Annotated in this window: 11 protein-coding genes; 2 read left to right on the plus strand and 9 right to left on the minus strand. The window is 48.6% G+C overall.

Annotated elements, in window-relative coordinates; all coding sequences use genetic code 11:
* Positions 1–16: 16 nt before the first annotated feature.
* The 4 genes from pgeF to H9L42_RS08275 are packed head-to-tail and all read right to left on the minus strand — an operon-like array spanning position 17 to position 6,371.
* Positions 17–727 (minus strand): peptidoglycan editing factor PgeF, encoded by a 711-nt coding sequence (gene pgeF, locus H9L42_RS08260; protein ID WP_187302925.1) that lies wholly within the window; start codon positions 725–727, stop codon positions 17–19.
* A 23-nt stretch (positions 728–750) separates the two neighbouring features.
* Positions 751–1,584: a Cof-type HAD-IIB family hydrolase gene (locus H9L42_RS08265; RefSeq protein ID WP_187302926.1), complete on the minus strand. Its 834-nt coding sequence runs from the start codon at positions 1,582–1,584 to the stop codon at positions 751–753.
* A complete protein-coding gene (locus H9L42_RS08270) occupies positions 1,581–3,335 on the minus strand; it encodes an acetolactate synthase large subunit (RefSeq protein ID WP_465270655.1) in 1,755 nt (584 codons plus the stop codon). Before H9L42_RS08270 ends, H9L42_RS08265 begins: the two co-directional genes overlap by 4 nt.
* A 21-nt stretch (positions 3,336–3,356) precedes the next feature.
* Entirely contained in the window at positions 3,357–6,371 is a 3,015-nt protein-coding gene (locus H9L42_RS08275) for an AAA domain-containing protein (protein ID WP_187302927.1), read from the minus strand.
* A 125-nt stretch (positions 6,372–6,496) separates the two neighbouring features.
* On the opposite strand from H9L42_RS08275, the gene H9L42_RS08280 reads away from it, so the two are divergent.
* Positions 6,497–7,351 carry a TFIIB-type zinc finger domain-containing protein gene (locus H9L42_RS08280; protein ID WP_187302928.1) on the plus strand — a complete coding sequence of 285 codons (855 nt, stop codon included), beginning with the start codon at positions 6,497–6,499 and terminating at the stop codon, positions 7,349–7,351.
* The gene (locus tag H9L42_RS08285; RefSeq protein ID WP_187302929.1) at positions 7,344–7,781 is read left to right on the plus strand and encodes a hypothetical protein; all 438 of its coding nucleotides are present in this window, start codon (positions 7,344–7,346) and stop codon (positions 7,779–7,781) included. Before H9L42_RS08280 ends, H9L42_RS08285 begins: the two co-directional genes overlap by 8 nt.
* A gap of 288 nt (positions 7,782–8,069) precedes the next feature.
* Here the strand turns inward: H9L42_RS08285 and H9L42_RS08290 are convergent, their stop codons facing one another.
* The 5 genes from H9L42_RS08290 to thiH all read right to left on the minus strand — a co-directional run bounded on the left by H9L42_RS08290 (position 8,070) and on the right by thiH (position 11,949).
* Positions 8,070–8,828, minus strand: a complete 759-nt coding sequence (locus H9L42_RS08290) for a hypothetical protein (RefSeq protein WP_187302930.1) — start codon at positions 8,826–8,828, stop codon at positions 8,070–8,072.
* Positions 8,822–9,769: a MarR family transcriptional regulator gene (locus H9L42_RS16825; RefSeq protein ID WP_207734952.1), complete on the minus strand. Its 948-nt coding sequence runs from the start codon at positions 9,767–9,769 to the stop codon at positions 8,822–8,824. Before H9L42_RS16825 ends, H9L42_RS08290 begins: the two co-directional genes overlap by 7 nt.
* 174 nt (positions 9,770–9,943) lie before the next feature.
* The gene (locus H9L42_RS17365; RefSeq protein WP_417891354.1) at positions 9,944–10,186 is read right to left on the minus strand and encodes a helix-turn-helix domain-containing protein; all 243 of its coding nucleotides are present in this window, start codon (positions 10,184–10,186) and stop codon (positions 9,944–9,946) included.
* Between the two features lie 64 nt (positions 10,187–10,250).
* On the minus strand, positions 10,251–10,805 hold the full coding sequence (locus tag H9L42_RS08305; RefSeq protein WP_187302933.1) for a thiamine phosphate synthase: 555 nt from the start codon (positions 10,803–10,805) through the stop codon (positions 10,251–10,253).
* A complete protein-coding gene (thiH, locus tag H9L42_RS08310; RefSeq protein ID WP_187302934.1) occupies positions 10,792–11,949 on the minus strand; it encodes a 2-iminoacetate synthase ThiH in 1,158 nt (385 codons plus the stop codon). The genes H9L42_RS08305 and thiH overlap by 14 nt, the downstream gene beginning before the upstream one ends.

An 11,949-nucleotide genomic window follows, 5' to 3' on the forward strand; every position in this document is an offset into this window, starting at 1 on the left:
TAAAGCGCGCGGGCCGTTACAGCAGACACAGCCCCGCTCCCATTCTTTTGTAAGTGCCGCCTTCTCTGCGGTAAGAGCAGAAAAGCTCCGGCTCGCAGCAGGTGCAGTGGGCGCTGACGGCAATATGGCCTTCTTCAAGTCCTTCCCGCAGAAGCTGCCGCTTATTGATTCCTTTCAAATCAATGTTATATTTTTCTCCTTTCGGTTCCGCGAATTCATCTGCGAAGTCAAAGGCTTCCCGAAAGGCCTGAATCACTTCCGGTCCGGTTTCAAAGCAGCAGCGGCTGATCCCCGGTCCGATAAAGGCTCGGATATCTTCCGGTCTGCAGGAAAACACGTCTGCCATTTTCCGCGCCGCTTTAGCGGCAATTCCCAGGACGCTGCCCCGCCAGCCGGCGTGAACCAGTCCGATGGCCTTTTTCTCCGGGTCAAAAAAATAGACGGGCAGACAGTCCGCATGCACAGTTGTAAGCAGAACCTCCGGCACATTGGTAATCACTCCGTCTGTATCGGGGAAGCGCTGCGGTTCTTCCCGCCGTTTTTCGATCACTTCAATATGATCCTTATGAACCTGGCCGGGCCAGACAAAATTCATAGTCTCCAGCCCCTGCCGACGAATCGTCTCCTCATGGTAATAGGGGCTGCCTTCACTTGTCCCGTTCTTTGTCGCGAAAAATCCCTTCACTTGGGGAAACTCCGCAAACACTTCCAAATAAAGTGGTTCCATTGGTTTCTCCTCTCCCTTTTCTGTTACAGGCTCTTTTCCTGAAACACCAATTTTCGTATGGCCCAGGCAACTCCATCGTCTTCGTTGCTCTTTGTGACAAAATCCGCAGCCCGCTTCACTTCCGGCAGACCGTTTTCCATCGCCACGCCGATTCCCGCATATTCGATCATGGGAAGATCGTTATTGTTATCGCCTATTGCCATTATGCTATCTCTTTTTATCCCCAGGCTTTCCGCCAGCATTTTCAGGCCGGTTCCTTTATTTACTTCCCTTTTCGTAAATTCCAGGTTTGTCGGCTCCTGGCTGGTGATATAAAATGGTAAGTCCCGGCTCAGCGCTTTCGCCCGATCCCGCTCCCGGGAGCTGGGGAAAAAGATATTAATTTTCCCGGCTTCACGAACCTGCCCGGATTCCACAGCGCCCACCAGATCCTTGATTCCGGTTCTGGTGGATACGACCAGTTCTTTCAGTTCCCCCACACCGTAATGATCCGGGTTTCCCAGGCAACGCCCGTCCGTCAGAACCTGGTGATCCGTAAAAATTTCAAACATCATATCAAATCCGGAAAGTGTCTTCCAGACAGTCCGGATCTCTCTCGCCCCCATCGTATCAGCGAAGACAACGCCGCCGTTTCCAAGATCCACCACATAAGCTCCATTAGCCGTAATGCCGTAAGAAATTTCCGGGATCCGGGCGCTGAGCTCCCGGATCTCTCTCGGACTTCTTCCGGTACACAGCGCGAGCAGCACTCCGCGGCGATCCGCTTCTTCAATGGCGGATTTCACGCCTGGATGGAGGTTCTTTGCCGAATCCAGCAAAGTTCCATCCACGTCAATGGCAATCAGTTTTACTGTCATTTTTTCTCCTGACGCGCGAGCTGTGCCAGCTGCGCGGATAATTTCATATTTTCATCATAGTCCACCCGGCAGTCAATCAGCGCCAGTTTATCCTGCCGGAAAGCGTCCTCCAGCATCGGCATCAGATCGTCCGCCTTTTCAACCCGATAGCCCTTGCCTCCCATGACTTCCGCCAGTTTTACAAAGTCCGGGTTCGTAAAATCCGTATAGCAGGTCGTTCCAAAGTGTTCCATCTGCTTCCATTTAATCAGCCCGTAACTGCTGTCATTTAAAATCAGCGTTACAAATCCGGCTCCGATGCGGGAAGCAGTTTCCAGTTCCTGCATGTTCATCATAAATCCGCCGTCGCCGGTCACAGCCAGCACCTTTTTCTCCGGATATACCAGCTTTGCCGCTACCGCGCCTGGAATGGCAATTCCCATGGAAGCAAATCCGTTGGAAATGATGCAGGTATTGGGCTGATAACAGTTATAATGGCGCGCGATCCACATTTTATGCGCTCCTACGTCAGACACCAGAATATCGTCTTTCCCCATTACCTTACGTACATCATGCAGCAGACGCTGAGGCTTCATAGGGAAGGCATCGTCAAATTCATACTGATCGTGATCCGCTTGAATTTTTTTCTTGATTTCCAGAGCGTAAACCGGCTCTGTCTCTCTTTCTGAGCGCCGCAGAATCTCATAAAGGGAATCGGAAATATCTCCTACAACCTGCACTTCCGGCTGATACCGTTTGTTGATATGTGCCGCCTGATTCCCGATATGGATAATTTTATGATTGTTTTCCGGATTCCATTTTCTTGGGAAGCACTCCACGATGTCATAGCCGATTCCGATAATCGTATCCGCTTCATCAAAGATCTGATTGATATAGTCCCTTTGGGGAATTCCGATGGTCCACATGGAATAGGGGTTGTCAAAGGGAATAATCCCCTTTGCCATCATCGTGTTGGCTACGGGGATCTTCAGCTCTGTGGCAAAGTCGGTGATCGCCTGGGCCGCTCCGTCTCTGACCGCGCTGTAACCTGCCAGAATCAGGGGTTTCTTTGCCCTGGAAATTCGTCTTGCCGCCCGTTCAATGGATTTATAAGAGGCAATTCCTTTCTCCGGAACTACCCGACGCATAGGAACGCCCTGAGCCGGCATTTTGGCGATATTATCCGGCAGATCAATATGTACGGCTCCCGGTTTTTCCGATTCCGCGTATTTAAAGGCCAGACGTACAATTTCCGGCACCGTATCCGGTCTCAGAATCTGTTTGGTTCTTTTGGTAATTGGTTCAAAGACCTTTTCCAGATCCAGATACTGATGGGCCGTCAGATGCATCCGATCCGTCGCTACCTGTCCGGTAATGGCCAGTACCGGCGCGCCGTCCAGATTGGCGTCCGCCACTCCGGTTACCAGATTTGTGGCCCCCGGTCCCAGGGTTGAAAGGCAGACGCCGGTTTTTCCAGTCAGTCTCCCGTAAACATCCGCCATAAACGCCGCTCCCTGCTCATGCCTTGTAGTAATAAACTGAATCGATGATTTTTCAATGGCGTTCATCAGATCCAGATTTTCTTCCCCTGGAATACCGAATATGTATTTCACGCCTTCCTGTTCCAGACATTCTACCAGCAGATCCGCTGTGGTCCGCTCAAAATCCGGCGGCGTATGGGGAGCCACGCCGCTTTCTTCCATGATTTTCAAGTAGTGTTCAATATGCTTTTTTCTTTCAATCTCTTTTTCCCGTTCTTTTTCGTTTTCCATGGTGAACCTGCCCTCCTGTTTTTACAATTTTCTGAAGTAGTCAATCAAAATTTCTTTCATGTAATTATACCGCCTGGCATAAGAATTATCCACCCGAATCCGCTCAAAATTATAGTTTCTGCAAATCTGATTTTTCTGGCGTTCCCGCTCCCGGATCTCCTCGTCTTCCAGATGCTCTTTTCCGTCCAGATCAATGGCCAGAACCGGCAGTTCCTTTCCGGCTCCCTGCCGTTCGTATACCACAAAATCAAACCGACCGGTATGAAACAGCTCGCATTCCTGCCGGTTCCCTCCCAGCACCTGGGGAATCGCCACTTCCCTCTGAACCGTGTACCTTTTTCCGGTTACCAGAATATTGCTCAGGGCGTGATTTAATGTCTCCAGAAACGCGGTTTCCGTTTCCGCGCTGTAGGGCTTGATGCCCAGAGCCCTTGTTTCCGCCGTTTTCGGCGTCACCTGGGAAGTGCCTTTTGTCTGAATATACTCCGCCAGTTCAAAAAGGTCGTCGTCCTCCCCATGGGTGTGGAGCCTCGACAGATTCCGGCTGCTGGAAAGCAGAATCAGTTTTTCCTTTGCTCTCGAAGTCGCCACATTGATCAGTTCCTTATTGTTTTTCAGCCATCCGTAGGTCTTGGCGAAGGTCTGATCGGTGACCGCCAGGGAAAACAAAATAATATCCTTTTCGTCTCCCTGGAAGGCATGGACGGTACCGCACTGAATATCCTCAATTCCGTTTTCTCTCAGTTTCTGGTTGATACAGTCGCGCTGATTGGTAAAGGGCGTAATAATACCGATTTTTTTGTCTCTGTTTTCCTGTACAAATTCTATGATTTTCGCGGCTTCCGCGGGCGCGGTATTCTTGCCCGCCGCCGGATCTTCCTCCAGATCCAGATACACAAGCGGCGTGTCCTCCTGTACGCTGCTACGGATTTTCAGCTTTCCGTTATAGTATTTTTTATTGTTGAATTCGATAATTTTTTCATGGCACCGATAATGGTAGCTGAGCAGGATCTCGTCGCTTACTGAATCGCAGGCCAGATAGGTTTTATAAATGGAATTTTCCATATAGTCATATTCCCTGCTGATTTTATACCGTTTTTTCAGCGCCTGATTGTTCTTTGGATCCAGTACGATCACAGGGCTGAGCTGCTGCGGGTCTCCCACCAGCATCAGGTTCTTTCCCCGGATAATCGGCACCAGGGAAACCGCGCAGTTACACTGGCTGGCCTCATCCATAATCACCATATCAAAATACGGTTTTGGCGCTCCCAGCCTATGGGCGGAGATACAGGTAGTAATCACCACCGGAAAAATCCGCAGGAATTTTTTCATGTTTTCTTCCTGACTCAGATAGCGGTTGAATTCTGTCACCTGCAGCTTTCGGCTTCCTTCCATGAGCACGATGTCCAGCAAATCCTGATTCTTCGGTTCTCCCAGTCTCTGGATGTATTTAGCGGAGATGTAATAGAGGTACTTCCGGAATTTTTCTTCATCATCGTCGATCAGAGGCATAGCGTCTTCTTCCCTTACCTCTTCAATCCCGGAAATCCGCTTTTCGATCTGTGACAACTGGCGGCTCTGCAGTTCCACCCGGAACGTCAGATTCTGTTCAGCCTGCAGCAGCCGCTCAATGGCTTCCTTTCTCTCCCGCAGATCCAGAATCTCTTCATATCGTTTCAGCAGTTCGGACAGTCTCGCCGTTCTCTCGATTTTGTCGTCCCGGTTGCGTTCCAGGGTTCTCGCGTAGACTTTCATCTCCTTTGTCTGCAGATAAAGCCGTTTGATTTCGTCCAGCGCCTCCTCTACTTTCTCGGTATTCCCCAGCCGGATTACAGGCAGCGGAATAGGGTTTCCCCGGTAGCGGATATTCCGCAGCTGTTCAAAGACGCTGTCGATGGGATGATTGTTGTAGGACGTGAACAGTACGGTCTTTTCGTTAAAAAAAGCAGTGGCGATCGTGTTCAGGATAGTATTGGTTTTTCCGGTTCCCGGCGGTCCCTGGATATAGGACAGAGGGTATTTGAGTCCATGGTGGATTGCCAGGAGCTGATCCAGATTGATTCTCCGGTTCAGCAGCGCCAGAGGGTACTGCTTTGTCCGGACAGGCCGTTTAGTCAGTTCGCCGAAAAAGGCGCGGATGGGAGCCGTAACCTTCTGCTGACGGTACATTTCCATAATCCCTTCGTACTCTTCGTTCAGGTCCAGAAGAATCTCCCTGGTAACGGTAAGCAGATACGGCCGATCGTCCACCCCTTTTATCTGGGGATTGTTCTGGGTGATCCGGTCCTTGATCTCTTCCTGATTCCTTTCAAAGTCCTCCAGCAGCTCTTCGTATTCTTCCGGCAGGAAGCGGCGGATGCTCTGAAGTTCGCCATCCAGAGTGAACTCTCTGCAGATGGTGACCTCTTCATCCGCCACAAGCCGCCTGCGCCTGACATCAAAGTTCATTTTCCGGTATGCCAGCACATACATGCCCCTGCTTGTCGGGATGCTGAGAAGATTCATGCAGAGCTGATGAAGTTTTTTCGTCTTTTTTTCCTTTTCCTGCGTCCTCCGGTACTGAAAGCGCCGTATGATATCCCGGTACTGCTCCGACTTTAGATGATACACGCCGGATTCCACCTGTTCGCCGTCCAGCCCCGGAATCAGAGCGTAATCCTTCTGATAGGGAGTTGTATCCAGCCGGCTGCAGTCCGCCAGGTAATTGAGGATCTTAAAATTCGCCGGATGCTCAAAAAGGTCTTTATAGGCTTCCGGATGCCGGCGGATATCGTCCACCAGCTTTTGGTTAATCGGATGCCAGGAGCCTTCGATGACGCCTGCGGAAAGGATGGAGTCAATATAAATCCGCGGGAAGTCTCCCAGGGTATACTTTGCCAGATGCAGCCCCGAAACATGAAGGGAGCGATCCGCCATACAGATATCCTCCACCCCGATCCAGTATTTGGTCACCTCTCCGTTTTTATTTTTGTATTCAATACTGAGCCACTTCCCCTCATGAATGGCCCTGAAAAGATTGCGCGTAATGGTGTTCACTTCCGGAGTCCTCCTGTTCTGCCTTTATTTTACCACAGGCCCGGATCATTTTCGCGTTGCTTTTTGACTGAATCCATATATAATGAATGTGGAAGTTCGTAGTTCGTAAAAAGAAAGGAAACCCCATGAAAGAACCTTGCGAAAAATGCGGAAAACGCTTTGATATGGAAGAGTGCATGTATATTTGTCCTTCGTGCGGCCATTATCACTCTCAGGTAAACCAGTATCAGTACCGAAAGAGCCGCGCTTCCAGGACCGACAGGCAGAACGCTTCCGGGACCTTTCATGCGGATTCCCGGCCTTCTGCGCACAAAAAACGGATTTCATTTTCTCCGTCTCCAGACAAAGCCGCGAAGGGGAAATTCCGCGGCGCTGCTTTGGAATCCGGAACCTCTTCAAAGGCAAAGCGGATTCTCTGTCTGATTCTGTTGCTTCTGATCGTTGGATTTCCGATTTTTTATCATATGAAAACCAGTATGCAGATGGAACAGATCCGTCAGACACAGGAATCGGCGGAAGTGAACGAGGTTTTTGTTTCGTCCCGTTCGCCTGTTAAACTGATTGACGCGGACCTCACCCTGGGAGAATTCACTCCTTTCACCCGCAGCGGCATCACAGCCGCGCCGGAAGGATGGAAATATATGCAGCTTACCTATAAAACCGCCAACAATGACTCAGAATACCGGAGCCTGGATACTTCGGTTACTTTGAAAGCTGGCGATACTTATTATCGTTCTCTGGACCCGTATTCTCTCTCCGAATCGGAATCGGTGCGTGACGAACTGTATGATTTAGGGGTGGGGAGTTATTCTCCTTACCAGGAAGATGGCCTCTGGGTTTTCCTGATTCCGGAGGATACAAAGGGCTGTACCCTGCGGATCAGCCAGGGAGAACGTTCGTCCGATCCGCCGTATTCCCTTTCCGCTCCGGAAGAAGCGATTCTCATCAAATTGAACGCAGGAGGTACAGAACATGCTTAAACGCTTTCGCCTTGTGATCGTCCTCGTGATTCTCTTTATCATCGAGCTTGCCATCGTTCCATCTCTGGAAACGACTCGTCTGAACAATGCCCAGGCATCGGACGCCGGACTGGAACTTGTCCGCGCCGAGTCCCTCGGAGCTCAGGACGGCCAGATTCGGCTGCGGGTCTATTTCCGAAACAAAGGCACGCAGACCGCCTCCTACCCGTACCTTCAGGGAGAAGCGGCGGGCAATTCCATCTACCTCTCTTTTGATGAATCCCTGCAGCCTTCCGGATCCACAATCATAGCGGAAATCCCACCCAAAACAGAGGCTGCAGGCATTTACATTATGGATGAATACAGCAGCGAGCAGGCAGCAGGGGAAACTGCCGTACTTTTGCTGGACAATTACGAGGGAGACTCGTCCGAGTGTAAGGTGGAATTATAGACCGGACGTTTTCTATCTAACTCTGTGCTTTGTATCCTGAATGGGCGAAAATGTATTAGTGGATACAAAAGTTTCAGGTTTCAGCCCCTGGATTTTTAAAAATCCAGGGGATTTTGTATTTCTTCTAAAAAGCGACCCCGCAAACGGGAAAGTTTTGTATCCATAAAAGGTGATTAAAGGGGTTTGGATACAATTCGCCTGTCCTTCAAGATCTACATTAGAATTCGGTCCTGATATCAGCAGCGACCCGGCTTCGCGGGCGAAGATAAGGAAATTGAAAATGCATCTTTATCGTAATCCAAAATAATCATACAGCAAATCTATCCGCTTTTCCTGGCTCGAGCCTTTTATGCCTAAGGACTTCAAATCAATGTTTTCATGCTCCATCGCAGCCAAAAATGCTCTCATGTCCTTTTGAATTTCTTCTTCCAGAACCAGCCTCCTGTTTGGAACAAGTAAGCTTGTAAGCCGAAATACATCATTTTTATGCTTGCGGATACTTTTACTGTCAATTCGTTCTCCTCTGGATTTTCTTTCACTTAAATCAAGCCATGCTTTTGCCTTAAATGGAATCAGACACTCTGCCCTTAAAACCGGTATACCCTCAATCAGCACCTGCCCATCTTTCAAAAGTTCGTAATACGTTTCATTAAGCAAAATCGCAGATAAACTTGAAATGTCTTCATCTACTGGAATTGGGGTTAAAACTTCATCTCCATGAAACAGCAAATTTTCCGGTTTTTTTGAGAAGAGTTCAATCATATATGGATATTCTTTGCTTTTAGGATTCGTAAACCGGTAGAAATGTGATCTTTCCGTGCCTTTGTCTTTGTGCTCATATTCCCCCTTTAAGATATACTCCCAAAACTTTTTTACAAACTCCGGAGTCATAGCTTCTATTATTAATACAAGATCAATATCTTTTGTAGCCCGAAAACTCAAGTCTTCCTCTTCCATGAGCAGTTCGCAGGCCGTACCGCCAATTATTATATACTGATTTTCAAATCCACGAAACCATTCCTGAAAGGATTGAAATCCGGTTACCATCTCAAGTCTCTCCATGTATTGTTTATCATATAATCAACCGCATCTTCTACTCGTTCATCGTTATTGCTGTCAATAGATAAAGCCACAGAAACAGGATCCGCAATTCCATCTGAAGCCAGTAATTTAGGATCATATTTCCATAATTCCACTTCTGCCTGCCTGTCCGGATCAATTAACTCGCTTTGAATACATTTTTTATCAAACGCTCTTGCGTATACTGCATATGTTTTCAGTCTACCTTCGTTCAACGTTGTTTTTTCGGCAAGGGCAGATGTGCCTGCCAGAATCATATCTCCGGTCACTGCATTGCGTTCTATATATCCTTTCTCCTTTATAGGAGAAATCATGTATGTTTTCATCCTTTCATAAAGCTCTCCCTTATCATACTTTGATTCAATCACGATATTGACCCCGTCTTTTGTAATATAAAAAAAGTTTGTTTCCTCAAGCTGCCTTGCTGCTCTTGTCAGTGTCATTGCTGTAACCGGAAGTTTTTTGCCCGCTTCTGACAGGTACATTTTTTGTGTCTCACTGTAGAAATATAATAAGAGAAGCTGCTGTGCGGATGGTGTCAGCTGCTTCAAACTTTCAAGTTGATCATTCATTTTTTCAAGGTAAGTTCCCATAAAAGGCAGGTAAATCTGCTTTTCTGTTACAAAGGGAATTCTGTTTTGAATCATATTCTGACAACGAAACCGCGAAAGTCTCCTGGCCCTGATAAAAACGGGAGAATTTTCGATTTCCTGAATTTTTCTAATTTGTTTTTTTAATGCGGGCAGTGTTTCCATCTCTCCAATCGGAGTGAGCGCGATACACCAAAGTTCCCCCAGCAATATCCTTTGGACTTCATAACGTTCTGTGATATATAGTGGCAATCTGCCTTTCTTATCCCACGTTTCATATTTTGCATCTATCCCAAAAATTTGCCTTAGATTATCCATTTGTTCTCACCCCCTTTATTTTATTGCATTTTAACATTTATAATGTTAAAATGCAATGTTTTTTGTTATTCTCATTCAAAAACTTTCTGGCAGAAGTTCACCCTGTTCACAGAGGTGTCTCCTATTTACCTTGTGAGCAAATATAACAGTGGGCAGACAATAGATTGCCCTTTTTTAGTGTTCCTTAGAATTCAAATACGCCTTATCTTGTATTTCCCAATAACCTTTTCTATCCGATCCCACTCTCACAATGATGCCTTTTTCTTTTAAGCCTTTCATAATCCGATTGATCTTTCTAACACTGAATCCCGTATACTCGCTCATTTTTTTGGCTGTAATGTCCGGCGTTTCCACTAAAATAGAAAAAATCTTCCGCTCATCCTCATTTTCTATGCCATTTTCTATGCCATTTTCTATGCCATTTTCCCCTTTGGAGTTGGCATCTCCCTTCTCTTGTACCGCAAATGGAAATACAAACGATTCACTTCATAAAATCCGACATTCTGCAAGCCCCGGCGGCTCCGGCCTGTTTCACCAGGTCTTCGTTTTTCTCTGTAATCCCGCCCAGGGCGTATACCGGAATCCGCATTTTCCTGCAGAACTGTTCCAGAGTGTCCGTCCCCTTTGCCGGCGCGCCCGGTTTACAGGCGGTTTCAAAAATCGGGCTGAAAGTCACATAGTCCGCCCCCGCTTTCTGGACTTGCCGCCCTTCTTCCAGTGTATGAACCGAGACTCCCCGCAGGGAAAAGCCTTCCAATTCAGCGCGTTGTTTCATAAAAGCCTCGAAAGGCAGATGAATCGCGCTGCAGCCGATCCGTGCCGCCGCGGCTGTAAAGGTATGACAGATCAGCGTAATACCGCTTTCCCTGCAGGCCGCCTGCGCCTCTGCCGCAAGCTTTTCGTACTCTGCTTCTGTCAGCTCCTTCTCCCTCAGCAGGAAAAAGTCCACTCTGCCGGCAAGCCGCCGCACCTGCTCCGGCAGCGGCCTGGGACAAAGCCCGCGGTTTGAAACCGCGATTCGCTTAAACGAACACATAATCGTTCATCACCGGCTGCAGGTCCCGCGCTTTAATGGCCTCCACGATTTCCTCCACATTGCGGCCGTCAGCGATTTCAAACTGATCGTCTCCCTGCTCGCCGCTGTCCTCCGCGTGGCTTCCGATACCGGTGCTGACTCCCGCGGAAATTTTCGTAGCAGCCATGCCGATCACGTGATCTCGAAATCCCGCTCGCTCTCTTGTGGAAATGGTCATTCCCGCGAAAGGCATGAACAGCCTGTAGGCGCACATCACCTGCAAAAGCTGCTTTTCATGGACATCCTTCGGGTTGATATCCGCATTGTTCACAATCGGACGCAGCCGCGGACAGGAAAAGGAAATTTCCGCATGGGGGTATTTGCGCTGCAGAAGGAAGGCGTGCATTCCAGTGGCAAAGGCGTCTTTGCGGAAGTCGTCCAGTCCCAGAAGGGCCGCGAAAGCAACGCCCCGCATGCCGCCTTTCAGCGCCCGTTCCTGAGCGTTCAGCCGGTACGGGAACACTCTCTTGTGCCCCGCCAGGTGCAGGGTCTCATATTTATCCGCATTGTAGGTTTCCTGAAACACCGTTACATAATCGGCTCCACATTGATGAAGGTACGCGTAATCCTCCGAATTCATGGGATAGACCTCCAGCCCCACCATCTTAAAATACTTCCGCGCCAGTTTGCACGCTTCCCCGATATAAGCGACATCCGATTTTGCCCGGCTTTCTCCGGTTAAGATCAGAATCTCTTCCAGTCCGGTGGCGGCAATGGCTTTTAGTTCTTTTTCAATCTGCGCTTCATCCAGCCGGGCTCTGCGGATCTTATTGTGGCAGTTGAATCCGCAGTAAATACAGTAATTTTCACAGTAGTTGGAAATGTACAGCGGCGTGAAGAGATATACGCTGTTTCCAAAATGCTTTCTGGTTTCCAGAGTCGCGAGGCGCGCCATTTCCTCCAGAAAGGGTTCCGCGGCGGGGGAAAGCAGGGCTTTAAATTCTTCCGGTCCGCGATTTTCCTTATTCAGCGCCCGGATTACCTCCTGTGCCGTATATGCGTTATAGTCGTAAGCTTCCATGTCTTCCAGAACCTGATCCATCACAGTCGATTCTTCCAGCACTTCCATTTCCGGCCAATATTCCATATGACTGATTTTTTCCAT

Source organism: Zhenpiania hominis, assembly GCF_014333425.1.
Taxonomy (GTDB): domain Bacteria; phylum Bacillota; class Clostridia; order Peptostreptococcales; family Anaerovoracaceae; genus Hominibacterium; species Hominibacterium hominis.

Bases quoted from the DNA above. Each gene is read 5' to 3' on its own strand.
- pgeF (WP_187302925.1), bottom strand. From the start codon at position 727: ATGGAACCACTTTATTTGGAAGTGTTTGCGGAGTTTCCCCAAGTGAAG.
- H9L42_RS08265 (WP_187302926.1), bottom strand. From the start codon at position 1,584: ATGACAGTAAAACTGATTGCCATTGACGTGGATGGAACTTTGCTGGAT.
- H9L42_RS08270 (WP_465270655.1), bottom strand. From the start codon at position 3,335: ATGGAAAACGAAAAAGAACGGGAAAAAGAGATTGAAAGAAAAAAGCAT.
- H9L42_RS08280 (WP_187302928.1), top strand. From the start codon at position 6,497: ATGAAAGAACCTTGCGAAAAATGCGGAAAACGCTTTGATATGGAAGAG.
- H9L42_RS08285 (WP_187302929.1), top strand. From the start codon at position 7,344: ATGCTTAAACGCTTTCGCCTTGTGATCGTCCTCGTGATTCTCTTTATC.
- H9L42_RS08290 (WP_187302930.1), bottom strand. From the start codon at position 8,828: ATGGTAACCGGATTTCAATCCTTTCAGGAATGGTTTCGTGGATTTGAA.
- H9L42_RS16825 (WP_207734952.1), bottom strand. From the start codon at position 9,769: ATGGATAATCTAAGGCAAATTTTTGGGATAGATGCAAAATATGAAACG.
- H9L42_RS08305 (WP_187302933.1), bottom strand. From the start codon at position 10,805: ATGTGTTCGTTTAAGCGAATCGCGGTTTCAAACCGCGGGCTTTGTCCC.
- thiH (WP_187302934.1), bottom strand. From the start codon at position 11,949: ATGGAAAAAATCAGTCATATGGAATATTGGCCGGAAATGGAAGTGCTG.